Raw genomic sequence first — 25,431 nt, forward strand, 5'->3', positions numbered from 1 at the left:
GGCGAGGGTATATACTAATGGTTATCTTGCAGGATCATCGCTGCACCGCGTTCGGCAATCATAATTGTTGGGGCATTGGTATTACCGCTTGGGATTTCTGGCATCACGGAACAATCAATTACTCTTAACTTATTGATGCCATGAACGCGTAAGCGTAAATCAGTGACCGATGTTGTTGTCTCTTTCCCCATTCTACAACTGCCCACAGGGTGATAAACAGTCTTACAAAAATTGCGAACAAACTCTTCGAGTGCCGCATCATCATGACGTACTTGCGGTGGTGGCATCAGAATTTCTTTGCTTACAGATTGAAGAGCCTCAGATTCAAGAACCTTTAAACCAAATAAAACTGCGCGTTTACAGCCTTCCATATCTTCTGGTGAAGCTAAATAGTTAGCATGAATTTTCAATGGCGCTTGTGGGTCTTTACTGCGCAGTAGCAACTCACCACGAGATTTTGGTTGTAGGTATCCTACTTTTAATGAGTAGCCGTGGGTTGCAGGAAGTGGCTCTCCCGGAACATCATCCCAGCTATCGAGTATCGGTAAAAAATGAATTTGAACATCTGGGCGGCCTTGCCCGCAGCTATCAATAAATGCCGCACCTTCGAGCACGTTAGAAGCCAGTAACCCGCTGCGAAAGGCCATCCATTGAAAACCATGACGCAGAGCATTAAGCCCTTGGTCGGCACCAAATAGGCTAATTGGTTCTTTAGTGGTGACATTTATCGACATGTGAAGATGGTCATGGAAGTTTTTACCAACAGGTAAATCTGCAATGCTCTCAATGCCCAATGAAGTTAAATGCTCTTTAGGTCCAATACCCGACAACATTAACAGTTTTGCGGATCCCATTGCTCCAGCACAGATAACAACTTCCTGACTGGCGAATGCTTCAATTTCATGACCATGATTTCCCTGATAAGCAACGCCAACGGCGACACCATTACGGATAATAATACGGTTGACTTGTTTATTAAGTTTTAGTGTCAGTTTATCGCTTGGCATGACACTTTTAAGGTAAGTTTTTGAGGTACTAGCTCTTTCACCATTTTGGGTGGTGGTTTGGTAAAAACCAACACCTTGTTGATTCTCACCATTCAGGTCATTCACATAAGGAAGACCTTGCTCTTGTGCGGCTCGTACAAAGGCCATTGAAAGAGGGTGACGATAGCGGTTTTCACTGACTAGTAATGGCCCGGTTGTACCATGGTAGCTATCGGATAAACTTTCGTTTTGCTCTGCTTTTTTGAACCAAGGTAGGACATCGTTATAGCTCCAGCCTTCACAACCATATTTTTGAGCCCAATTATCATAGTCTTGTTTTTGGCCTCGAATATAAATCATGCCATTGATTGAACTGCTACCACCCAACACTTTACCTTGTGCTATTTGCATTTTACGGTTGTTAGCGTGAGGCTCTGGCTCCGTTTCATATGGCCAGCTTTTTTGAGCGATAATTTTTGCAACACCCGCTGGCATGCGAATGTAGAGATTATTATCGCTACCACCAGCTTCAATCAATAGAACCCGTAATTGAGTTTCTTTTATGAGACGTGCGGCGATGACACAACCCGCAGAACCAGCACCAACAATAATATAATCATAGTTTTCTGTGTTCATCATTTTCCCTGATATACATTAAGTATTTAACAAATTTCATTCATTTGATTAACGATATCGCTTTATTTTGTTAATGTATTAATAATATTTTATTTTTGTGAGGTTGCTCAAAGTGATTATCTATATTTATTACTAATTTCATATCTAACTATTTATTTAATATGATTAATTTATTTTTTAATGGAAGGTGAAGGATGGGTAAAATATTGTTAATAGATAAATGAAGTTACTATTGATCATTGGGGGAAATATTTTGATCTTGATGAAAAGGAACTAAGCTAAAACATTAGGCTATCGAAATAGGCGGCTTTATTGGCATGTATTTCAATTATTTTATCAGGATCTTCTTTTTTCATTTTATTCTTAGTTTTAATCTACAACATATTCGATATATTAAATTCAACATAACTAACTGTAAGTAAAAAATAATCATGATTACAAAATGCCTATTTATACTGATGTTAGCTGTACCTCATATGATGTTCGCGAATTCGCTTCATGAGCAATATGAACAATATGTGCAGCAGATTGGTGAACCTGATATTTCAATAAATTGCTTTGAGGCAGGGTCTACTTATCAATATTGTTTAAAATATATCCCAAAGCAGGGGGTGATAGTTACTGACAAACAAGGAAATGAAGCGTATCAGATTTATTTCTTTGATAACTGGCCCGATGAACCTAAAGATGGGGTCTATCGCATTCGCCAAGGCGACAAAATTGGTTTCGCTGATGAAAAAACGGGAAATATCGTCATTAACGCTAAATATGATTGCGCTTTCCCTTTCGAAAATGGCAAAGCTAATATTGGAATGGGTTGCCTGCGTGAAACAGATGGTGAGCATAGCTGGTGGGTTGGTGGTGATTGGCACTCAATAGACTTGCAGGGCAATGTTACAGAAATAAATTCACAACCTTAAATATTTACTTTTTTATGGGTAATAATTAACAAATTACTTCACTTTCATTATTTAACTTAAAGTGATTAACTTACTGATAATGAATGATTATTGTTAAGTTAATCACATTTTTACTCTAATTGGTATTTTGTTCAAACCATTCACATCAAGAATATGACCGCTTAATTTCGTATGCGACCACTCGCCTGAACTTCACTCCTTCATAAATAGATATTTCTTATCATAGACACCATGGCATAGCTCAAATTTATCTTAGTATGCGGCGATAATAACTGCCAAAAAACAGATTTATCAATAGTGAAATCATATTATTCAAAATATGATTTCATAACTTTCATCGATAAATCAATAAAATAAGAGAGAACTTCGTTTTACCTTAAAGGGTGCTCTATGACTAAAAATGGTATTTTAAAGCACGTTCCTTGGTTTATCCTTGGAATAATTGGTGCGGTCTGTTTAGGCGTTGTTGCGCTTAGACGTGGGGAACACATCAGTGCACTATGGATTGTTGTGGCGTCAGTTGCTGTTTATCTAATTGCTTATCGTTATTACAGCTTGTATATCGCTAAAAAAGTAATGAAGTTGGATGAAACACGGGCAACACCTGCCGTCATTAATAATGATGGTTTAAACTATGTACCGACCAATAAAAACGTATTGTTTGGTCACCACTTTGCTGCAATTGCGGGGGCTGGGCCTCTAGTAGGTCCTGTTTTAGCTGCACAAGTTGGCTATTTACCCGGTACCTTATGGCTGCTAGCAGGGGTTGTGCTCGCAGGTGCGGTACAAGATTTTATGGTGCTATTTATTTCATCACGCCGTAATGGTGCATCTTTGGGGGAAATAATCAAAGAAGAGCTAGGCCCAATTCCGGGAACCTTGGCTCTTTTTGGTTGTTTCCTCATTATGATCATTATTCTTGCCGTGTTAGCACTGATTGTGGTTAAAGCATTGGCGGAAAGCCCATGGGGGGTCTTTACTGTTTGTTCGACTGTACCGATTGCGCTATTTATGGGGATATATATGCGATATATCCGACCGGGGCGTGTGGGTGAGATCTCGGCCATCGGCATCATTCTATTAGTTCTATCAATCTGGTTTGGTGGTGTTATTGCTCATGACCCATACTGGGGACCAGCATTGACCTTTAAAGATACAACGATTACTTATGTATTAGTTGGTTATGCATTTATTTCTGCTTTGCTGCCCGTTTGGCTGATTTTGGCTCCACGTGACTATCTGGCGACCTTCCTAAAAATTGGGGTAATTGTTGGTTTAGCTGTCGGTATTGTGATCTTAAACCCAGAACTGAAAATGCCTGCGGTAACTCAGTACGTTGATGGCACAGGTCCTGTATGGAAAGGAACATTATTCCCATTCCTGTTTATCACGATTGCTTGTGGTGCGGTATCTGGTTTCCACGCATTGATTGCATCGGGCACAACACCTAAGTTACTGGCTAACGAAAAAGATGCGCGTTACATCGGTTATGGTGCGATGTTAATGGAATCTTTTGTTGCGATTATGGCATTGGTTGCTGCCTCTATCATCGAGCCGGGACTCTATTTTGCGATGAATACACCACCAGCTGCTTTAGGTATCACAATGCCTAACCTGCATGAATTAGGTGGACCTGACGGTGCTATGATTATGGCGCAGCTGAAAGATGTCTCTGTTCAAGCAGCCGCCACAATTAGTTCATGGGGCTTTGTCATTTCGCCTGAACAAATCATGCAAACTGCGAAAGATATCGGTGAACCATCGGTTCTGAACCGTGCGGGTGGTGCACCAACCCTAGCCGTTGGTATTGCTTATGTATTCCATGAAATCATTCCTGCGGCAAATATGGGCTTCTGGTACCACTTTGGTATTCTATTCGAAGCGCTGTTTATTTTAACTGCACTGGATGCGGGAACGCGCTCAGGTCGTTTCATGCTGCAAGATTTGCTTGGTAACTTTGTACCCGGCTTGAAAAAAACTGATTCCCTTGTGGCTGGTATTATCGGAACTGCGGGCTGTGTTGGTTTGTGGGGCTACTTGTTGTACCAAGGCGTTGTTGACCCACTGGGCGGCGTTAAGAGCCTATGGCCTCTGTTCGGTATCTCGAACCAGATGCTAGCGGCGGTAGCGTTGGTTCTCAGTACGGTTGTATTGATTAAAATGAAACGTAGCAAATATATCTACGTAACGGTATTGCCTGCGGTATGGTTGCTGATTTGTACCACTTGGGCATTAGGTCTGAAATTATTCAGTGAAAACCCACAACTCGAAGGCTTCCTATATCTAGCAAAAGCGTATAAAGAGAAGATTGCTGCGGGTGGTGCAGATTTAACAGCACAACAAATCACTGACATGAATCACATTATTATCAATAACTATACGAATGCGGGTCTGAGTATCCTGTTCTTAGTTGTCGTCTACGGTATTATTTTCTATGGTATCAGAATGGGTATTAAATCTTACAAAAACCCAGAACGTACCGATGCAGAGACTCCGTATGTACCAGTACCTAAAGAAGGTGTGAAAATTTCATCTTCACATTAATCTTTAGTGCATAAAAAGAGTGCCCTGCATCGCGAAAAAAGCGATGTAGGGCATTTCTATTGGAGCGTATTATGTTTGGAAATTTAGGCAAAACAGGTAAATACCTAGGGCAAGCCGCTCGTATGTTAGTGGGTATTCCTGACTATGATACTTATGTACAACATATGAAAGACAATCATCCCGATAAGCCCATGATGACATACAAAGAATTTTTTCGTGAGCGCCAAGATGCTCGTTATGGTGGAAGTGGTAAAGGCGGATTTCGCTGCTGTTAATCAATGACGTGACGTAATGAGGAAGACAATGAAAGCTATCCCTGTAACTATTCTGACCGGTTTTCTCGGTGCGGGAAAAACCACCCTATTGCGCCATATTCTTCAGGCTGATCATGGGCATAAAATTGCGGTCATTGAAAATGAATTTGGTGAAGTGCCGATTGATAATGCCTTAATTGGTGATCGTGCAACGCAAATTACCACATTGAGCAATGGTTGTATCTGTTGTAGCCGCTCAAATGAATTAGAAAATGCATTATTAGACCTGTTAGATGGCTTAGATACGGGTAAGCTTGATTTTGATAGATTAGTGATTGAATGTACGGGAATGGCCGATCCAGGACCCATTACGCAAACCTTTTTTTCACATGAAATATTATGTGAACGTTTTCTATTGGATGGCATTATCACTTTGGTGGATGCGGTTCATGCTGACAAACAACTCGATGATTTCGCCATAGCACAGGCGCAAATTGGTTATGCAGATAGGATTTTATTAACCAAAACTGATGTACAGCCTGACCATGATGCTTTAAGAGAACGCTTACAGCGCATGAATGCGCGAGCACCTATTTATTCGGTTACTCATGGTGATATTAATCTCGAATTATTGTTTGATATCGAAGGGTTTCTATTAGATTCACAGCTTAAAGTGAGTCAGCCGACTTTCCGATTTGCACCAAAACAGCAAAATGAAGTCAGTTCAATTGTTGTGGAGTTTGATTATCCGGTTGAGCTGATGGCAGTCTCTGAGGTGATGGAAAATCTGTTGGTCAGTTTTGCAGATAATTTATTACGCTACAAAGGGATCTTATCGATAAAAGATGAGCCTAAGCGTTTGCTTTTCCAAGGTGTCCAACGCCTATACAGTGCTGATTGGGATAGAGACTGGGAAAAAAATGAAACACGCAAAAGTATCTTAGTATTTATTGGTGTTAATTTGCCTGAAGAGATAATTCGCGAAAAATTTGCTCAATTGGCATCATGATTCATCACATTTCAGTTTCATAAAAAACCGGCTTTTAAAATAGAAGCCGGTTTTTGAATGGGGGGATAAGTGAATAGGATTAGCGCGCTTTAGCGGCCATGATCTCAATAATTTGCATGTCAGTATGACGCATTGAACCCGCCGCTAAAGCACATAAATTGGCAATTGATTGGTCAACATCATCGGAAACAATGCCATCTGAACCTCTTACACAGCTATTATCGAGAGCCATTAGCACCGCTTTGTAGGCTGCGCTTGCGCTAGTCGACACTTTCATTGCACAGCTATTGGATGCTCCATCACAAATCATGCCACTCACATCACCAATCATGCTACTGATTGCCATTGCAACAACTTCATAGCGTGGTTCAAGTAACCATGCAATTCCAGCGGCAGCACCCATTGCTGCGGTAGTTGCCGCACACAATGCTGATAAAGCAGGCAATTGGTTATGGATATAAATCGCCATCAAGTGGGACAACATTAACGCACGAGCTAATTGCTCTTCGGTTGATTGTAAATAGTCCGCGGTCACAACAACGGGCATTGTCGCAGCAATTCCTTGATTGCCAGAACCTGAATTACTCATTGCAGGGAGTACTGCACCTCCCATACGTGCATCAGATGCTGCTGAGGTACGGATCATAATTTCAGATAGAAGGTCTTTTGACAGTAAACCGCGATCACGCTGAGTTTGTAATGTTTTGCCGATATGTAGGCCGTAGACATTACGTAATCCTTCTTGGGATAACGCATCATTTAAATGTGCAGCTTCTAATATAAAACGGATATCGTTAAGGGGAGCTTGTGTCGCAAATTGGTAGACAGCTTTTGCGGTGACTGTGGGCAAAGCGACATCAGCGGCACAATCAGTTGTAAATTCATCTTGTTGTGCTTTTTGAGTGACATCAAAAATAACTTTACCGTTGCTGATTATTTTTACCACGTGCGTGTGTGAACCTGCGATCATCACAGTGGCAGAACCTTGTTCAGTAAAAACAGTGGCTTCAGAATAGATAACATCGTCGCAAGGGTGCTTAATATCGACCGTCACTGAGCCTTGAGCCAACATTTTTTTACTTTGTTCTATCTCGGAGGAGGTCACCGATTTAAGGACTTCAAGTCCCGCTTCTGCATCACCACCCACAGCACCCAGAGCTGCGGCAATAGGGAGACCGACCATTCCGGTTCCTGGAATAGTTACGCCCATCCCATTTTTCATTAGGTTAGGCGAAACATATGCAACAACACGAATGACTTCACCATGAAGACATGCCGCTGCTTTTGCTGCCGCTAATGCTAATGAAATCGGTTCTGTACATCCTAGCGCAGGCTTTACTTCTTGTTTTACTGCGCTGATAAAGTATTGCCATAGAAGAGGCTGAGCTGGTGTTTGCATAATGAAATTCCCTAAAAAACCGCGATTTAATATGGATATTTTAATGAAAAATGAGGAGAAAGTTTTCATTATGTTAGAGGCGATAAAACAGAATTGTAGAAATATTTTCTTAAATTTGTTTGTAATGGAGAAAATAATGCCAATATTGAGCTATATCACAAAAAATCCTGCCTAAAACATTAGGCAGGACAAGGCTGGTTTTTGAACTAACTTTCGAGGTCGAGTCTTTTGTTTTGCCATTTGCGAGAACGCCAACGCCATGCATTGGTTAAACCGCGTAGCCATTCATCAGCAAAAAAGCCAATCCAGATACCGAACAAGCCCATTTCCATTTTGATACCGAGGAAATAACCCAATGGAATAGCGACACCCCACATAAAAATAATCGCTGTACAGAGTGGGAAACGGGCATCACCAGATGCCCTCAGAGCGTTAACCATGACGATATTCAGTGTACGACCCGGTTCTAAAAAGACAGACAGTAAGAACAGAGGGAGAAGTAGCTTAATAATGCCTTGATCTTCAGTAATATTTTCAAGGATTGGATCACGAAGTAGCCAGAAGAAAAAGACCACGCCAATGGTGACATAAAATCCCATTTTTAGGCTTTTAATCCCACGTCGGTAAGCATCTTCAAAACGTTTAGCTCCCACAAGATGGCCAACCATAATTTCATTACCTATACTGATCGAAATACCAAACAACATAATGAACAGTGATAGTTGGAAATAAAGTGTTTGAGCTGCAAGAGAAGTTTCGCCCATTAAACCGATAAAGGCAGAAGCGGTCATAAAATGCAGGATCCACACTAAGTTTTCACCTGCTGAAGGTAACCCGATATGCAGGATTTTTCCCAACATATCACGTGACCAACGAACTAAGAGTAGCGGAGAAAATTTAATTCTTAGTCCATAAAATAATAGTCCACAGAGTAAGAACACGGCAACTACACGCCCTACGACCGTGGACCATGCAACTCCTTCGAGTCCATATTGCGGTAATCCAAAGAAGCCATACAAAACAATCATGTTGCCAAATACTGTGATTATGTTGGCAATCAGTGTGACCCACATCGCCGGTTGAGCTTTGCCATACACGCGTAAGCAAGCGGCAAGAATTATTGAGATAGCTTCAGGGATTAAACAAATTCCCAGAATATGTAAGTAAGCATAACCATCATCCATTAATTGAGATGGTGTATTCATTATACTTAGTATTTTATAACCGAAAAACAGTGTGATTAATGCACTTGCAAAACCCAGTAAAAAGTTAAAAGCGATAGAAATATGAATAGCTTGATTCGCTTTGTCTCGGCGACCAGCACCTAAGTATTGAGCGATAACAACACTACAGCCCACACTAATAAAACTAAATATAGTGATAAAAAGATCGAATACCTGATTCCCCACCCCCATAGCAGCAAGGTAGGCGGTCGAAACATGACTAACCATATAGGTATTGATAAGTAATGTGGCCAAATGAAGAAAAATATCAATAAATATCGGCCAACTGAGAGAGAAAAGCGATCTCTCAGTGACATTGGATTGGGGCATTGAGAACCTTCAATATAAAGTCATTAATGATATACCGCCATATTGAAAATAGGATGGCGAATGTTGTTTATCTCTTCAGGGACTCATCAATTTAAATGATGTGTCCGTCATACCTTAAGGTACCGCAGTACGGCACAGGCTATTTCTCAAATCATAGAGTCACTAATGCTCCCGTGTTTGTTTATAAAAATTGCTTCACAGGGCGAAGACATAAATCTTGAATGATTTTTAATATCTGTTGATCGGGATTTGTCGTAGAAATAGTTTTATTCGGCTCTTATGCCGAAACTCATATAATTCGAGTCATTTCGGTTATAAAGGAAAAACGGCGAGATTCTACCTCTATTCATTCAGGGATAATAGAGTTTAAATGTGCTTATTTACAACGAAGTTAATCTTTTGTTTACTTTTAATGATTCTGTTAGTTTATTAGTGTTTTATATTAAGATTTTATGCAAAAAATAATTCTCGTTGCGTGTGACTAAACCTCATACCACTTGAAGAATGACGAGATAGATCTTAAAAAAGTGACTACATCACACCAGTAAGGAGAAAAAATGACAAAAATTAAAGCCGCAATAGTAGGCTACGGAAATATTGGCCGTTATGCGCTTGAAGCGGTATTGGCAGCAGATGATTTTGAATTCGTAGGCGTTGTGCGTCGTAATGTGCAAGATATTCCTGCGGAATTAGCAGGGTACAAAGTTGTTGATGATATTGAAAAATTAGGCCAAGTCGATGTCGCATTGTTGTGTTCGCCAACACGCGCGATTGGTGAATTGGCAGAGAAAATTTTAAGTCTTGGGATTAACACAGTAGACAGCTTTGATGTGCACTCGGACATTGTCGCACTAAAAAATAGTTTAGATAAAGTGGCAAAAGAACGTGATGCAGTTGCTATTGTTTCTGCTGGTTGGGATCCTGGTTCTGATTCTATTATGCGTGCGTTGATGTTAGCGATGGCACCAAAAGGTGTCACATTCACTAACTTTGGTCCGGGAATGAGTATGGGGCACAGTGTGGCTGCCAAAGCTATTGCGGGCGTTAAAGATGCATTGTCAGTTACTATCCCACTTGGTACTGGTGTTCATCGCCGCATGGTCTATATCGAGCTAGAGGCGGGGGCAAAATTTGATGAAGTCGTTCAAGCAATTAAAGCAGATAGCTATTTCTCTTCTGATGAAACGCATATCCGCCAAGTTGACAGCGTTGATGCATTAAAAGATGTTGGCCATGGTGTACATATGACACATAAAGGGGTTTCTGGTGCGACACACAATCAATTATTTGAATATTCAATGCGCATTAATAATCCTGCATTAACGTCACAATTTATGGTTTCTGCCGCGAGAGCGACGATGAAGCAAGCTTCAGGTGCTTATACCGTGATTGAAATCCCACCGGTTAATTTCTTACAAGGTGATCTCGATAGTTTGATCGCTAAGTTAGTTTAATCTCGGCAGTTGTAGTAAGCAAAAAAGTAAAAGCGCCTACCGAAGTAGGCGCCCCTAGTGTTGGCAAAGCCATAAAAAGTATTAACGCGTAATAGATTTAAATTTTTCTGTTGTTTCTGTTAATGCAACCTCAGTGGGTAGACGTTCCATCGAACTTGCACCATAGAAGCCATGGCAATCTGGACAGTTTGCTAAAATATATTCAGCATCTTCTGGCGTGGCGATTGGTCCGCCATGGCACAGTACAATCACATCATCACGCACTGATTTTGCTGCTTTTGCCCAATCATTGATTAATGGGACGCAGTCTTTCAGTGTTAATGCTGTTTCAGCACCAATATTGCCGCCAGTGGTTAAACCCATGTGTGGAACAATAATATCCGCGCCCGCTTCAGTCATTGCAATCGCATCTTCGCGGCTGAATACATAAGGTGTGGTTAGCAAGTCTTTCTCATGAGCGAGTCGGATCATATCGACTTCTAAGCCATAGCCCATTCCTGTTTCTTCAAGGTTGGCTCTAAAGTTACCATCAATTAAGCCAACGGTTGGGAAGTTTTGGACACCTGCAAAGCCAGTTGCTTTTATTTCATCAAGAAAACGGTCGAACTGGCAGAAGGGATCCGTACCGTTAACGCCAGCAAGTACAGGGGTATGTTTAACGACTGGCAATACTTCTTTTGCCATATCCATCACGATTTCATTAGCATTACCGTAAGCTAATAAGCCTGCGAGTGAGCCGCGCCCGGCCATACGATATCGACCCGAATTATAAATGACAATTAAGTCGATGCCGCCAGCTTCTTCACATTTGGCAGATAGGCCTGTGCCCGCACCACCGCCGATAATTGGCTCGCCCCGAGCAATCATAGCTCTGAAGTTACTCAGTAAGCTTTCGCGATTATGTTTCATTGATGAACCCCTATTTACTATTCAAAATGTCCTGGTGTAATTGTATGACTTGTTCGCAAAACTCCGTTGAGTTGATGTGATACGGACTCAAAATAAGTTTGCGTTTTTCTGTTGTTATAAGATTTTTAGTTAATGCATCAATAAATGCTTGGTCTGCTTGAGGGTTCCAAAATGGGGCACCCTCAATATCTAGTGCAGAGAAACCAGCCGTTGGTATAATAAAACGCACTTCGCCTTCGCAGTGGTTAAGCTTGTCTGCTATCCAGCGACCCATTTGTTGATTTTCTTCTTGTGTTGTCCGCATCAATGTCACTTGAGCATTATGGTGATAAAATAGTCGATCACGGTAACGCTCAGGCACACTTGATGGGCGGCCAAAATTGATCATATCCAGTGCGCCACAAGAGAGCACACAAGGTGTTTCTGTTCGTGCTATCGCGCCAAAGCGATCGACATCACAAGCGAGAACACCATCAAAGAGATAATCACACACTTCAGTCGTGGTGATGTCTAATACTGAATGTAATAAACGACTATCAATCAGTTTTTCCATTGCTTTGCCGCCACTGCCTGTAGCGTGAAAAACTAAGCAATCATATTGCTGATCCAGTTGTTCAGTAAGTTGTTGGACACAAGGTGTCGTAACACCAAACATTGTCAGCGCAATGGCCGGTTTTAATGTCGTTTCAACATCTTCTTCACGATGAAAATAGACAGAACCTGCAATTTGGTTTGCTGCGTTTTTAAGGATTTTTCGCGAAATAATGTTAAGCCCAGACACATCAGTGACTGAGTACATCATGGAAATATCGCTAGCGCCGATATAACCCGACACATCACCTGAAGCCATGGTCGAGACCATTAACTTTGGAATACCGACAGGAAGAACCTGCATTGCAGGGGTGATTAATGCCGTACCACCTGAGCCACCTAATCCTAAAATAGCAGCAACATCAGTTTGTGCCGCGAGGTAGAGACTAAATGCTTCCGCCATCGCTTCAATCGCTTTACCTCTATCGCCACAGAAGACCGCATCTGCACCTGAAGGGTGATAATCGGCGACAGTTTGCGCGCTAATATCTGCATTCTTATTTAATTGTGTTGGGCGCGTCGTTAGATCAACGGTGCGTACAGATAAACCTGTGTCTTTGATTAAGTCGCTGACATAAAACAGTTCGGCACTTTTAGTATCTAAAGTGGTTGCTATGTAGATATATCCCTGATGTTGCTTCATCGGAAAATCCTTACAGGTTAGGTGGATGTTTATTTTTCCATCTTAATGAGACTATAGTATCATTTGATTTAAATGTAAAATGAGATTGTAGTCTCATTTATGGTTTATTTAACACTTTATATAGGTTATTGATTTATCTTTTTGAAAAATAAAATTTTTTATCATTTTATGTGTTTTTTATTTTAAATAAAATGTTACTTTTTCCCGATGCGAACGAAGTAAAATTAAAATAACCTAAAGAACGATAGCCGCACAAATTGCAAAGTACCATGATGAAATGCAAAATAATGGCATTCTAAGTGGTACTGAAATTAGAGTAATAAAACGCGAGTAAGATGGGAGATACAATGCAATCAATGCATTCAAACCAAGAGTATAAGGGAACAAGGAAGCGAACCTATAACCTACTGGTTAACACCGCATTAGAACTATTTGAGAAAGGCGCCATGCCTTCGGTTTCTGAGCTTGCTATTGAAGCAGGTGTATCAAGAGCAACGGCATATCGATACTTTCCAACACAGAGTGACCTGATTGCTTCAATAGTCAATGCCAGTCTTGGGCCTATTTTAACATGGCGCCCGAGTAGTGAAAAAACGGAAGAGCGCATTGATGAACTCTTAGCATTTGCCTTACCGCGCATGTTTGAACATGAAGGCGCACTGAGAGCTGCATTACAAATATCATTACAACAATGGGCTCAAGGGCGGTCGCTAACACAAGATCCGAAAGAAAAACGACTAGAAAGGGGAAATCGTAAAGATATTTTGGCGATGGTTACGGAGCCGATGAAAGACGAATACCCACAAGATGTCATTGATAAAGTGATCAAAGCATTTTCAGTGATTTATGGTTCTGAAATATTTTTAGTGCTAAAAGATATTTGGAAGCAAGAAGACGCTGAAGTGATTGAGATAGCACAGTGGATGGCTAAAGCGGTAATTAATCAAGCCGTTGCAGATAAAAAAGCCCAAGAATCTTAATATTAGGGGCTGTTTATCTTTGAAGGTCAATTTTTATTCGAATTACACGTCTTTAGTTAAGACAAAAAGAAGCAAGGCGAGTGGCTCGCCGCTTAGTGACCTAGGCAAGAGTCGCTCAACACAGCAAAAATCCCGTTTAATCGAACCCGAAGGGCGTTTTTCATTTACGGTTTAGGTTTTTGGTGATGTTTTTTTAGGCACTTGAGTGCGTGATATGATTATATTGCTGTTATTTAAACCGGTTAGTGCGGTAAAAATCAGCAGTAAAGATAAACAGCCCCTAATTATTAGAAGGGCAATAGGCCATAGATGATGGCTGATGACCTATCGTTTTCGATTATAACTCTTTCATAAAATAATACTTTTCATGGTTAATTGGGTAGTCAATTAGCGTTGAGGTAAGTTGATAGCCTTGTTTTTCATAAAATGGTTTAGCTTGAAAGCTAAAAGTATCAACCTCAGCATATTTAGCCCCCACCTCTCTGGCTTTGTTTTCCATTGCTTGTATTAACTTTGTCCCCACGCCTTGTGTTCGCAGTGACTCATCAAGCCAAAGGTAATTAATCCTCAGCCAATTTCCAAGCGTCGATCCCGTAATTCCGCCCAGTGTTTTGCCATCTTGTTCATAGAAAACGGCAATCGGTGTCAGAATACTGTGATCAATAAATTGTGAATTGTAGGATATCAATGACTGAAAAATATGGTCGATTTCGTCTTTTGATGGCGTTGTTGTGACTCGTATCGTCATGATTTTTTTCCTACTGAAAAATATTTACGTTATTAAATATCGAGTAATAATTACTAACGTAATTATTTAATGAAATCAACAGATTTAGCGGATAGTATAAAGATCACATGTCAATCGACGCTTGAAGTACTCCCACTGTGGTAGGTTTTTACAATGATACGATTATTGAAGATGGGCTTAGGCATTGCTATTTGCGCCCTTATTGGTGGAACGCTCACCTACCTCGGCGTTCCTCTTGCCCTGATGTTTGGTCCTATCTTCGCTGTTATCATTTTTCACCGCTTCAATATCCAGTTAGCTATTCCCAAATATACTCTGACTTTTGTTCAAATCTCGTTAGGTACTTTAGTGGGATTGATGTTTAATCAAGTGTCATTAGGTCAGGCAGACAATCTTTTTCTATTATTGTTGATGCTGGTGGTGTGTTTAGCAGTACAGTTTTCATTTAGCTACTTTTGGTTTCATCATAAAGTCGGCTGGACGAAACAAGAAGCGATGCTTGGCTCAGTTCCCGGTGCAATGGCTGCAATACTCGCGTTAGTCGATCACACGCATGCACCACCGCAAAAAATTGTTATTTCGCATACGATTCGCTTAATTATTCTGATCTTTCTTGCCGGTATTGTGGTGGGTAGTGACGGCGATCCGCAGCCACTGATTGAATTTCCATCTTTATCGCTTGAAGCGACCTTTTGGCTAATTGTGATTGTGTTAATTGGTTTAGGAGCAGGATTAGCATTACAGCGCGTACGTATTCCAGCGCCTTTCATGTTGACGTCTTTGGCCGCAGCGACGGTGATCCAAAGTTGGATAGATGTTCAAATACACTTTCCAATCATGATCACTGAGCTGAGTATGGTATTGATCGGCATGAATATTGGGAATCATTTTATCGTGTTCCCGCTGTCTTCACTGATCAAGAATATCTATTCATCTGCTCAAGTTGTTATCGTCAATATCATTCTGACATTCCTAATTACCGTGTTTGCCTCGTGGCTCACGGGTTATCCGATTTCATTGTTATTACTGGCTTGGGTGCCAGGAAGCATGGAAGCAATGACATTCGCCGCAATCGCGATGAATCTAGATGCAGGGTTTGTGATGTCAAATCACATTATCAGAATGGTGATTATTCAAAGTATTCCATCAATAGCGCTATTTGTGCAAGAAAGGCGAGCTAAGAGAAAGTGACAAATTCAGAAATAGGACAATGACCGATTACTGACTCCCCTGATGAGGGGAGTTACTTTAATGCTATTTGACGTAAGCCAATAATCCTAATGAATCTCGGGCGAGAGCTTGGCATTTAAAGTCTTGAGGGAGAGGGATCCCTTTTAGGTCATTGTAACTTTCTTTGTTGAGCATCGTCATTTTTTGCGAATCATAACCTTCAAGGCTCCAATGATTACTTCGGGCAAAGTAGATAATTGCTCGTTCAATTTCCCGATCAGGGAGTTGTGAGTAGCCGCAGTCATATTTCAAGTAGATAAAAACTGCCGTCAGATCAGCGAGATCTTCTGCTTCATTAGGCGTTAACGCTTTAGCAGAGTGAGTTATTCCTAACAACGTAATGAGGTAAAAAATTACAGTAAATTTGCGCATTAAATATTCTATCTGTTTTTTAAGTCGAGTAACGTTAACATAACAATGGAATGGTTAGTCAAGTCTATTTTTCTTAAAGTCATATATTATATCCTCAATATTTATATGGTTTTCTTGACCTTCCTGTAGGGGGAGGCTTTATGATTTTAGTTATTACTTCGTACACCATTTTATTGATTTAATAATAAAAGGAAGGTTATCAATGTTACGCCGAGATTTTATTAAATTGAGTACTATGGCCTATGCCGCTAGTGCCTTACCGCTTTGGAGCCGTATTGCTGTTGCTGCGGAAAATTATTCTACTTTAGCCATTCCTCCTTTGATTGAGCCTGATTCTCAAGGTCAAATTCAACTCGCAATTAAACAAGGTTCATCTCAATTCATTCCGGGAAAAAAAACCACAACATGGGGATATAACGGTGATTTGCTAGGCCCTGCACTCAGCCTGAAAAATGGTCAAAGTGTCAATATTAATATCGTGAACCAACTACCTGAAGAGACAACCGTGCATTGGCATGGTCTCGAAATTTCGGGGGAACAAGATGGCGGCCCTCAAGCGATTATTCGACCAAATGAAAGTCGTAAAGTCAATTTTACCATCAATCAGCCTGAAGCAACTTGTTGGTTCCATCCTCATACGCATGGAATAACGGGTTATCAGGTTGCAATGGGATTGGCAGGTCTGGTTATTATTAAAGATGATGAAAGTAATAAACACGGCTTACCTAATACTTGGGGAGTCGATGATATTCCTGTGATATTACAGGATAAGCGACTCAAAGAAGATGGTCAGATTGACTATCAGCTGGATGTGATGACAGCGGCAGTAGGCTGGTTTGGTGACCTCATGCTGACGAATGGCGCGGTATTTCCCAAACACATAGCCCCAAAAGGCTGGCTGCGTTTGAGGCTTCTCAATGGCTGTAACGCACGTAGTTTAAATATTTCGATCAGTGATGGACGCAAAATGTATGTGGTAGCGAGCGATGGTGGATTATTAGCGGAACCTATTGCGGTTACTGAACTGCCGATTTTGATGGGCGAACGTTTTGAAGTGCTTATTGATGCTTCCGATGGTCGCTCTTTTGATTTAGTTACATTACCGGTCAACCAAATGGGCATGACTATTGCGCCATTTAATCAGCCATTACCCGTGCTGCACATTGAAACGACCATGAGCGCAGGAGCTGGTGAACTACCTTCTGTCTTAGGGGCAATTCCTACTATTCCATCAGTGAAAGGGCTCAATCGTCGTCGTTTCCATTTAATGATGGATATGCGCTTGGATATGCAAGGTATGATGATGCTTCGTGAGCGCTATGGTGATCAAGCTATGGGCAACATGGGTGGGCATGGAGCGATGATGGACGGTCATATGATGTCTAGTAATAATGGCAGCGGTATGGGCATGATGAAGCATGGCAATATGAATCACAGTAATATGAGCGGTATGCCAAGCGGTAGCGGTGATACTGATGCGAATCAGTTGGATATCCATAATGCCAATACCATCAATGGCCAAGTATTCTCAATGACAGAAGCCGCTTTTGATGCGCCAATGAATCGCCAAGAAGTCTGGGTGATCTCCGGTCGTGGCGATATGATGTTGCACCCATTTCATGTGCATGGCACCCGTTTTCGTATCCTGAAAGAGAACGGTAAACCAGTGGAACCTCACAGACAAGGCTGGAAAGATATCGTTAAAGTCGAAGGCCAAGTTAGCGAAGTGCTGGTGGAATTTAAGCACCCAGCTACGAAACAGCACCCATACATGGCACATTGCCATCTGCTAGAGCATGAGGATACGGGGATGATGATGGGGTTTACGGTGAGCTAATACCCCATACCCGTCATACATCGAGCTATATCGTTGTTGGCAGGTCTCAGCTACTCGGGTCACATACTTATCATCCCCGTCATACATCGAGCTATATCGTTGTTGGCAGGTCTCAGCTACTCGGGGCACATACTTATCATCCCCGTCATACTTCGAGCTATATCGTTGTTGGCTTCTCTCAGCTACTCGGGTCACATACTTATGTATGCTCCCCGAGATATCTTCGTTTGCCGCCTAGATATAGTTCGAATTATTTAGGGTATGAATTCATCTCTATATCTTAGATAATTAAGAATAAATACTGATTATTTAGTGTATGAATGAGGATCTCTATCTTAGAGAGTAAAGAATAAATACTGATTATGTCGGGTATAGGCTCAATTCTGATTATTTAGTCTAGGGATGTAATCTTTCTTTTATCCTCTATATTCTTATCTTGGAGTTGCTTCCATTTCAGGTACTTTTCCCGCATGCAGGTTCCGCAAGGCCGGTAGTCTGCTGTAATTGCGGTTGCTTCATTCTGAAAAAATACACGCTGTTTTACGTAATGCCCTTTTGCAAGAGCACGTGCTGCGGCGGGACAGTTAAGTTGACCGTAAATTTTGTTTTTTCTATGCCCACCCAATATTCCGGGCGTACTACTCTTATAGGAGCTGCCGTCGCGTCCCAGTAGCGTCCACGATCTTTTCATCATGTTTTCTCAGATAGCACTGACTCGGCGGAACGTGAGGTTGTAACGTACGCTTTCCTGTGCAGGTGAGGGTGGGATAGCATCTTTTAGCGGCATAACGCCATGATAGTTGAGCCGAGAAGGCCCGCCCCAGACCATCACATCACCTTGCGTGAGGGGAAATCGCTTGCACGTTTGTTCTCGAGTTAGCCCACCGAACAGAAACATGGCCGGCAGTCCCAGCGAAACCGATACGATTGGCTGCGACATATCCCGTTCATTTTTATCTTGATGAAGCGTGAGTCGTGAGCCTGGGTAATACCGATTAATCAGGCAGGCGTCGGGATTGAACCCGCTATAACCCGCCGCAGAGGATGCATCCTCCGCCAGTTGGCGTAACAACGCAGGCATCGGCGGCCAGAGCTGCCCCGTTTCCGGATCTGTTGGCGTATATCGGTAGCCAAGCTCGTCACTTATCCAACCCAAATCACCGCAGTTAGTCATACCTACAGACATTGTGTGCCCACTAGGCGTTCTTAAATGTCTAAATGGCGCAGCTTTCGAGAGTGCCATAATCATATCAAACAGTGCTGGTACGTATTCGGTGGCATAGCCCCGAAGAATCACTGCACCCGGTGCTAGGTTTTCCTGCCACTGTCGCGGCAGACTTTCATCATTGGCAAAGAGATCTTCTATCATTATTTTGTGCTCATTGTGAGTCATGGAAAATAATGCCGAGCGTGTGGCGCTGACCGCTGCGTATTTTACTGACTCCATGACGCATATTGACTCGGTATATTCCCTTTGTTCCCTGAACAGGGCGGTGATGTACGGCAAAAATTACAGCATCACCTTTCTGGAGACGAACAACCTCGGGCCGAGTCTGCATTCGTGGGCGTTGTTCAGTCATGACAAATTCACCACCAGTAAAATCTATATCCGGCTCAGAAAGCAGAAAGGCAACTTGCAGAGGGAATACCTGTTCACCATACAAATCCTGATGCAGGCAGTTAAAATCCCCTTCCACATACTGCAACAACAGTGGTGTAGGTTTGTTCTGTCCTGCTGCATGACACCGATTAAGATAATTTTGATGCTCTGCTGGATAACGAATATCAATATCCATCAATGCATTCCATCGATTGGCGATATCTGCCAAAGCAGGGTACAGATTCGTTCGTAGCGTGGTGATCGTATCTGGTAGCGGATAATTAAAATACTTATATTCTCCTTTACCAAAGCCGTGTCTCGCCAGATGAATATGCGAGCGGAATCGGCCATTCTGTGGGTACATTGCTGACAGTTCGTCACAGATTTCCGGACTGAGTATCTGAGATAAGCGTACACAACCGAATGTGGACAATTGCCCGCGGATCTCTTCCCAGTCAATATCACTGAGACGTTCAGTCAAAAGTTGTGCAGCTCCATGTCGCTTTAGTTTACTCATGATATTTTAGCCTCTTTATCTAGCAAGGCACGCTTGCGTTCGACGCCCCAGCGGTACCCTGACAGAGCACCATTATTTCTGACCACACGATGACAGGGAATGGCCACCGCCAGCATATTAGCCGCACAGGCACCGGCGACAGCACGTACCGCTTTAGGCGAACCGATGCGCTGTGCAATGTCGGCATAGCTCACGGTTGTCCCGACGGGAATGTCGCGAAGTGCCTGCCAGACACGCTGCTGAAATGCCGTACCACGGATATCCAGCGGTAACTCCAAACCCGTTTCTGGTGCATCAATAAATCCGACTATTTGGGCAACTAATTGCTCAAACTGCGCATTTTTACCGACCAATTCAGCCTGCGGAAACTTATCCTGTAAATCTTGTAGAAGCTTGTCTGGATCGTTTCCGAGTAGGATGGCACAAATACCTTTTACACTTTGTGCTACCAAAATATCGCCTAAAGAACAGATTCCCAGCGTGAAGTAAATCTCGGTCCCTTTACCACCGGCACGCCAAGTCTTTGGCGTCATGCCTAACATAGCGGATGAATTTTCATAAAAACGACTGTTAGAGTTAAATCCTGCATCGAAAATCGCGTCTGTTACGCTACCAGTATCGCTGAGGACTTCACGTAATCGCCGATTTCGGTGTGCACTTGCGTAAGCTTTGGGGGTCAGGCCTGTGATTGCTTTGAACCGTCGGTGAAAATGGAATGTACTCATCCCCACATGAGTGGCGATATCGGCCAGTGTTGTATCATTGCTGTGTTCTTCAATATATCGGCAGGCTTTGGCTATTTTGGCGGCATGTTCGTTTTCCAGTTGGGGGTGGTCACGTCGTAGACGTTTACTTGGTCGATATCCATTTTCCTCAGCTGCTTCTGGTGTATCGAAAAATTCAATATTTTCACGTTTAGGTAAACGAGTCGCTCCTGATGGTAGACAGTACACGCCAGTTGTACGGACGCCGTATACAAAATGTCCATCTGCTGCTTTATTGCGTTCGACAACAGCCTGCCAACGGATTTCGTCAGTTATCCAAGGAGATATTTTATTCATATGTAATACCTGTTATCAGGGATATATCGCCGCTTTATCATGAAGTGCTAGTCCTTAGGATTGCGCATCGTGAAAAATAATTCCAGCAGTGTAGCGTGAACCTCGGTGCAATCGGTTAACACTATGCCGTATTATCGTTATCTATTTATGAAATTGTTCACTCTGGCAATATAAGACAACCATCATTTCATATTCATGTTGTTTCACGTTTGATATATGACCCAATTAATGAATTGTGTGGCTTATTATGTCTACCTGAACTGGCATAAACTATCCGTGTCTTGCTTTTCAATTTCAAGCTTGGAATAACGATCATTTCATTACTTATTTCTTTTAAAGATAATGTCAGCGAAAAAAATACAACCACATGGTTAATTGATATTTAGTTTTGCAATATGTACTTACAGGCTTAAATAATACGCAATTGTTTGAACTGAATTATAGAGACAAGCTAATTATTGATGGGGTTTATATGGATAAAATAATTTCTTATATAACTTATTGATTACTAAAGTATATTTTATTTTAGTATTTTTAAGTGTTGTTTATTTTATTGATATTAAATAGTTTTTTATTGTTTAACATATATTGAGAACTAAAAATCGTGACATGTCACGAACATTAAAAATAGTGATTTTTCACAATATATTCGATTTTTGAGTATGCTCTAAACATGCTGCCATCTAGTGATAAACGATATGTTAAGGATACTACAAATATCAATTTAAGATGGTTTTGATTTCCCAGAATAATCCTTAAATAGCGTTAAAAAGTTAACATACTGATAAAATTCATCTAAGCTTAAGTTGTTACACAGCCATACACTACATTAGGAGTTCATATGAAAAAGCTAACGCTAGCCGCTGCGATTCTATCATCCCTTGTAGCCTTTACTGTAACAGGTTGCTCTTCTAATCAGTCACTAAAAACCACTGATGGACGGACGATAGTCACTGATGGCAAGCCTCAGATAGATAATGATACTGGGCTGGTATCATATAAAGATGCTCAGACCGGTAAAAATGAGCAAATTAATCGCGACCAAATTACTAACATGAGCGAGTTGGATAATTAATATAATTTAAGTTTCACTAGGCTGAAATTTACATTATATATATGCCTGCTTTTAATATGTTAAATCTGATTTAAAGCAGGCATGCTTTGACCGAAAGGTTTTATTTACTTAAGCAAAGTGAAACGTAATGCTATCACTGGAATATCAGATAAGATCCTGCCTGAACGTAGGCAAAGGTAATTAACCATTTCCTCAGCGCTTAAATCATCAGATATATCTTCATTTTCAAACCATTCGTTCAGCCAGTAAATTAGATCTGATGGATTTGCATTCGGGAAATTTATTTCAAGCAGCTCTAATGCGTCGTTTTGCATTGCTTCATCAATTCTTTGGCTTACCGGTGGCAGGATCGAGATTCTCTTCATTACTTAATTTTTCAATCAGGGCTTCCGAGGGCTTTGTTATCTCTACTATCATGGTTTTTTGCTCCGGAATTACGCCATCCCATTCGGGAAGCTGGGCGGGCGGTAGCGGTACATACTTGTTCACGTCAGGGATGACCACATTGGAGACAACGAAGTTATTTTGATTGGAGGATAAAAATTGGCGATAAAGATCATAACGCCTGGCTCGTTCCTGATCAGTTTTAATGTTTAATCTTTTGCGTGTTTTCTTACTTCCACTGAACATCTCACTAAGCGATTTCCCCTGAAAAATAGCTTCTAATAATATAGCGGAACGTGTTGAACCTGCAGAAACGCCGCGTTGTAATAATGGTATAACGCTTTCGTCAGTGCCATACCGTAGCTCAATCGCGGCAGCATTGCCCCATGCACTTTGATGCCCTTGACTAGCAGCACACAGGTAGAGTTCTTTTGCACGCAGCCAAGCATTTTTAGGTGGGTTGGGGATCGCAATGCCACTGATAATTTGACTATCATCAAGAAATATTGCCAGCCGATTTTGTCCTTTCATACTTCCTTTCATTGCCGCTAGGTAGTAATAAGCCGTTGCTTCGCGGCTGTTCCATTTTTGTTCAAGTTCTCCAGCCTTTGCTAAATACCCACTCGCCGTTTTTTGTTGCAGTAGTTGATCTTTAAGGTTCATTATTTCATCGTCACGTAGCTGTCTACGAGCTGTTGAAAGATTGCTGTAATAACCGCTATCTGGATGATATTTATATAAAAGACTAATGAGTGCTACATAGGCAGGATGGTAATTTTTTGCCACAGCAATACGGTAGTAACGTGCTATCGCTGTGAAATCACCATCTTCTTCAGTAAAATAAAAATCTTCTGGGATCTGTTGTTCTAGGTACTGACCGTAGCGAAAGAGTGATTCAACTTCTTTGGTTGTGGGAGAGAATTGTTCGTGGGTGCAGGTAAAGGACGTTATGTTGTGGAGTTCTCTTAGCGTCTGGTCAACTTCAGCTTGAGTTAGCTCATTGCTTTGCACCTGATAGGTAAAGGTAAGTATCGTTATTGTTATAAAATAACGGATTATCCTAATTACTGTCATCGTATTGTCCTTAATGCCATGTTTCTACTCTGAGGTTAAGTTGATCATTTTCGTGATCATGAAAGTATTCTCTAAATTATTGGCCGCGAGATAGAAAATAATTCAGCAAGTTCACTCTGTACCAGAATGAGAGCGATAAATTGTCCACTTCTCCTAAAATACACATCTATCACTTTCATTTTCAATATTTTTTAATAATAATTTTAATTTAGTGACGATTTATTTATTGGATGTTTGAGGGCGGAATCTATTAGGTAACGGCATCGAAAAACTCCATTTTCTAGTCGGGAATTTAAATCTTATCGATCAAATAGCTTTACGCAATCTATCTGCTAACAATTTTCTCTACTGTATATATTAAAAAATTATATCTAATTGTTTTTAAATCTTTTTATAGTTCCCATGTATACATGACATCGAGATATAAAAGGGATATACAGTTAAGGAAGCAAAAATATTTATCGAGGAGCCATTGATATTGAGCGTTGCCTTTGAACGTACCGTGATCTTACATATCAACACATCATTAGCAGATAGGTAAATTGAATGATTGTAGCAATTGTAAAAGCAAAAATTTTATCTGATAAAATAGATGAACTCCGTCATATCGCCAACACATTACAATTTGATTATGCACCCTTTGAAAAGGGCTGTAATCGTTATGAATCTTTTATTGATGGAGATAGCTTTATTACGATAGAAGTATGGGAGAGCCAAGAGCTTTTAGATGTTCATTTCGAGCAGGCGCACGTCAAAAAGTATGTGCCTAAAATGAAGCAATGTATTGTTAACGGCACATTTGACGTCACTTTTATAAAAGATGGAACACTATCTCAAATTGAAATTTAAAAACTTTTGTCGATAGGTTAACCCGCTAATCATGCGGGTTGATTAGCAAAGACGTCAATGCCAGCCATCATTATTTTTGCTTCTGCAATGTCAACAGGTTCAAAAAAACCTTGTAAAGCCAATCACCATTTTTTCGTACCAGAAAGTTCTAAAAAGTATGATCCATCATGGAGTGGCTACATGGGGGATTACTTACGGGGCAATGTTGGCGTTAACAAATTAAAACCTCAGCATGAATTTTTTGATGTTATAGGTGTCACTAGGTTTTCCATCCGTACTATATGCACTTGGTGGAAGTGTGTGTTCCATTATTTTCAACAGGGCTCCAAAGGATAACAAAATAATAATCAAATACTTAACCTATTTATTATTTGCTGGAATTATTAGTTTCCTACCTATATCTTTGATTATAAAGGTAATTATTGGCAGTGATGGTTACCAAACTTGCGATAAAATATCGTGGATGTTACCGACGACCTATGTCACAGATTTATCTCTTTGTGATTGAAGAGGTTTATAGGATATTGATTTGTATGTTTTGCCTCTCATTGTTAGACGCTTTTTATTCGATTTTTTATCACTTCTATCGATTTGGTAAAGTTTTCGTAAATACCTTATTCTCCGAAACTCACAAATCGATTTGGCAAAATCCTTAACCGTTCTTTTACGGAGGATAGTGAGTTCTGTTATACTTCGCTGCATATTTTGTTCTCATATTTCTGATGACTTCACTGTTTTAGAGAGCACTGCGTTTTAACCAGTACCTCAATAACGGTGATTTCAGGATTAAGAAATATGATTTTTAG

The 25,431-nt window shown here is 41.0% G+C and carries 24 protein-coding genes; 11 read left to right on the plus strand and 13 right to left on the minus strand.

The window, feature by feature from the left end; genetic code table 11:
* Positions 1 to 14: 14 nt before the first annotated feature.
* Positions 15 to 1,622: a GMC family oxidoreductase gene (locus tag OOA_RS00380; RefSeq protein WP_008910129.1), complete on the minus strand. Its 1,608-nt coding sequence runs from the start codon at positions 1,620 to 1,622 to the stop codon at positions 15 to 17.
* A gap of 476 nt (positions 1,623 to 2,098) precedes the next feature.
* On the opposite strand from OOA_RS00380, the gene OOA_RS00385 reads away from it, so the two are divergent.
* The 4 genes from OOA_RS00385 to yjiA all read left to right on the plus strand — a co-directional run bounded on the left by OOA_RS00385 (position 2,099) and on the right by yjiA (position 6,349).
* Positions 2,099 to 2,542: a WG repeat-containing protein gene (locus tag OOA_RS00385; RefSeq protein WP_148284476.1), complete on the plus strand. Its 444-nt coding sequence runs from the start codon at positions 2,099 to 2,101 to the stop codon at positions 2,540 to 2,542.
* Positions 2,543 to 2,932: 390 nt separating this feature from the next.
* Entirely contained in the window at positions 2,933 to 5,086 is a 2,154-nt protein-coding gene (locus tag OOA_RS00390; protein WP_008910131.1) for a carbon starvation CstA family protein, read from the plus strand.
* Positions 5,087 to 5,157: 71 nt separating this feature from the next.
* Positions 5,158 to 5,361, plus strand: a complete 204-nt coding sequence (locus tag OOA_RS00395) for a YbdD/YjiX family protein (protein WP_006815187.1) — start codon at positions 5,158 to 5,160, stop codon at positions 5,359 to 5,361.
* Between the two features lie 28 nt (positions 5,362 to 5,389).
* Complete coding sequence (gene yjiA / locus OOA_RS00400; protein WP_008910132.1) at positions 5,390 to 6,349, plus strand: GTPase; 960 nt, start codon at positions 5,390 to 5,392, stop codon at positions 6,347 to 6,349.
* A gap of 79 nt (positions 6,350 to 6,428) precedes the next feature.
* Here yjiA and OOA_RS00405 read toward each other — a convergent pair whose 3' ends face one another.
* Both OOA_RS00405 and OOA_RS00410 read right to left on the minus strand, forming a co-directional pair.
* Positions 6,429 to 7,748, minus strand: a complete 1,320-nt coding sequence (locus OOA_RS00405) for an L-cysteine desulfidase family protein (RefSeq protein ID WP_008910133.1) — start codon at positions 7,746 to 7,748, stop codon at positions 6,429 to 6,431.
* Positions 7,749 to 7,954: 206 nt separating this feature from the next.
* Positions 7,955 to 9,301 (minus strand): MATE family efflux transporter, encoded by a 1,347-nt coding sequence (locus OOA_RS00410; protein WP_008910134.1) that lies wholly within the window; start codon positions 9,299 to 9,301, stop codon positions 7,955 to 7,957.
* A 557-nt stretch (positions 9,302 to 9,858) separates the two neighbouring features.
* Here OOA_RS00410 and OOA_RS00415 point away from each other — a divergent pair.
* Entirely contained in the window at positions 9,859 to 10,755 is an 897-nt protein-coding gene (locus tag OOA_RS00415; RefSeq protein ID WP_008910135.1) for a diaminopimelate dehydrogenase, read from the plus strand.
* An 81-nt stretch (positions 10,756 to 10,836) separates the two neighbouring features.
* On the opposite strand, the gene OOA_RS00420 is transcribed toward OOA_RS00415, so the two are convergent.
* Together OOA_RS00420 and OOA_RS00425 are read right to left on the minus strand one after the other, a co-directional pair.
* The gene (locus tag OOA_RS00420) at positions 10,837 to 11,664 is read right to left on the minus strand and encodes a phosphoenolpyruvate hydrolase family protein (protein WP_008910136.1); all 828 of its coding nucleotides are present in this window, start codon (positions 11,662 to 11,664) and stop codon (positions 10,837 to 10,839) included.
* A 10-nt stretch (positions 11,665 to 11,674) separates the two neighbouring features.
* On the minus strand, positions 11,675 to 12,898 hold the full coding sequence (locus OOA_RS00425; RefSeq protein ID WP_008910137.1) for a Tm-1-like ATP-binding domain-containing protein: 1,224 nt from the start codon (positions 12,896 to 12,898) through the stop codon (positions 11,675 to 11,677).
* A 347-nt stretch (positions 12,899 to 13,245) separates the two neighbouring features.
* Between OOA_RS00425 and OOA_RS00430 the strand changes: the two genes are divergently transcribed.
* Entirely contained in the window at positions 13,246 to 13,878 is a 633-nt protein-coding gene (locus OOA_RS00430) for a TetR/AcrR family transcriptional regulator (RefSeq protein ID WP_008910138.1), read from the plus strand.
* A gap of 337 nt (positions 13,879 to 14,215) precedes the next feature.
* Here OOA_RS00430 and OOA_RS00435 read toward each other — a convergent pair whose 3' ends face one another.
* On the minus strand, positions 14,216 to 14,626 hold the full coding sequence (locus tag OOA_RS00435) for a GNAT family N-acetyltransferase (RefSeq protein ID WP_008910139.1): 411 nt from the start codon (positions 14,624 to 14,626) through the stop codon (positions 14,216 to 14,218).
* Between the two features lie 153 nt (positions 14,627 to 14,779).
* Here OOA_RS00435 and OOA_RS00440 point away from each other — a divergent pair, with 153 nt between their 5' ends.
* Positions 14,780 to 15,817, plus strand: coding sequence for an AbrB family transcriptional regulator (locus tag OOA_RS00440; protein WP_008910140.1), 1,038 nt, complete (start codon positions 14,780 to 14,782; stop codon positions 15,815 to 15,817).
* A 63-nt stretch (positions 15,818 to 15,880) separates the two neighbouring features.
* Here OOA_RS00440 and OOA_RS00445 read toward each other — a convergent pair whose 3' ends face one another.
* A complete protein-coding gene (locus OOA_RS00445; protein ID WP_008910141.1) occupies positions 15,881 to 16,228 on the minus strand; it encodes a YacC family pilotin-like protein in 348 nt (115 codons plus the stop codon).
* A gap of 202 nt (positions 16,229 to 16,430) precedes the next feature.
* Between OOA_RS00445 and cueO the strand changes: the two genes are divergently transcribed.
* Entirely contained in the window at positions 16,431 to 18,065 is a 1,635-nt protein-coding gene (gene cueO / locus OOA_RS00450; protein WP_008910142.1) for a multicopper oxidase CueO, read from the plus strand.
* 391 nt (positions 18,066 to 18,456) lie between these two features.
* Here the strand turns inward: cueO and OOA_RS21345 are convergent, their stop codons facing one another.
* Genes OOA_RS21345 through ada form a run of 4 tightly spaced genes read right to left on the minus strand, consistent with a single transcriptional unit; the run spans position 18,457 to position 21,243 of the window.
* On the minus strand, positions 18,457 to 18,759 hold the full coding sequence (locus OOA_RS21345) for an Ada metal-binding domain-containing protein (RefSeq protein WP_419177157.1): 303 nt from the start codon (positions 18,757 to 18,759) through the stop codon (positions 18,457 to 18,459).
* A 6-nt stretch (positions 18,760 to 18,765) separates the two neighbouring features.
* Complete coding sequence (gene alkB, locus OOA_RS00460; RefSeq protein WP_008910144.1) at positions 18,766 to 19,434, minus strand: DNA oxidative demethylase AlkB; 669 nt, start codon at positions 19,432 to 19,434, stop codon at positions 18,766 to 18,768.
* Positions 19,435 to 19,444: 10 nt separating this feature from the next.
* A complete protein-coding gene (locus OOA_RS00465; protein WP_008910145.1) occupies positions 19,445 to 20,182 on the minus strand; it encodes a 2OG-Fe(II) oxygenase in 738 nt (245 codons plus the stop codon).
* Entirely contained in the window at positions 20,179 to 21,243 is a 1,065-nt protein-coding gene (ada, locus tag OOA_RS00470) for a bifunctional DNA-binding transcriptional regulator/O6-methylguanine-DNA methyltransferase Ada (protein WP_008910146.1), read from the minus strand. The genes OOA_RS00465 and ada overlap by 4 nt, the downstream gene beginning before the upstream one ends.
* A gap of 841 nt (positions 21,244 to 22,084) precedes the next feature.
* Here ada and OOA_RS00475 point away from each other — a divergent pair.
* Positions 22,085 to 22,318, plus strand: coding sequence for a YgdI/YgdR family lipoprotein (locus tag OOA_RS00475; RefSeq protein WP_008910147.1), 234 nt, complete (start codon positions 22,085 to 22,087; stop codon positions 22,316 to 22,318).
* Between the two features lie 104 nt (positions 22,319 to 22,422).
* Here the strand turns inward: OOA_RS00475 and OOA_RS21155 are convergent, their stop codons facing one another.
* The gene (locus OOA_RS21155; protein ID WP_008910148.1) at positions 22,423 to 22,632 is read right to left on the minus strand and encodes a hypothetical protein; all 210 of its coding nucleotides are present in this window, start codon (positions 22,630 to 22,632) and stop codon (positions 22,423 to 22,425) included.
* A 7-nt stretch (positions 22,633 to 22,639) separates the two neighbouring features.
* Entirely contained in the window at positions 22,640 to 23,776 is a 1,137-nt protein-coding gene (locus OOA_RS19655; protein ID WP_008910149.1) for a DUF6396 domain-containing protein, read from the minus strand.
* Positions 23,777 to 24,322: 546 nt separating this feature from the next.
* On the opposite strand from OOA_RS19655, the gene OOA_RS00485 reads away from it, so the two are divergent.
* Together OOA_RS00485 and OOA_RS19865 are read left to right on the plus strand one after the other, a co-directional pair.
* On the plus strand, positions 24,323 to 24,625 hold the full coding sequence (locus OOA_RS00485) for a putative quinol monooxygenase (RefSeq protein WP_008910150.1): 303 nt from the start codon (positions 24,323 to 24,325) through the stop codon (positions 24,623 to 24,625).
* A gap of 298 nt (positions 24,626 to 24,923) precedes the next feature.
* On the plus strand, positions 24,924 to 25,133 hold the full coding sequence (locus OOA_RS19865) for a DUF1240 domain-containing protein (protein ID WP_008910152.1): 210 nt from the start codon (positions 24,924 to 24,926) through the stop codon (positions 25,131 to 25,133).
* The last annotated feature ends 298 nt before the right edge of the window (positions 25,134 to 25,431 follow it).

Origin of the sequence: Providencia burhodogranariea DSM 19968 (assembly GCF_000314855.2) — a bacterium.
Classification (GTDB): Bacteria; Pseudomonadota; Gammaproteobacteria; order Enterobacterales; family Enterobacteriaceae; genus Providencia; species Providencia burhodogranariea.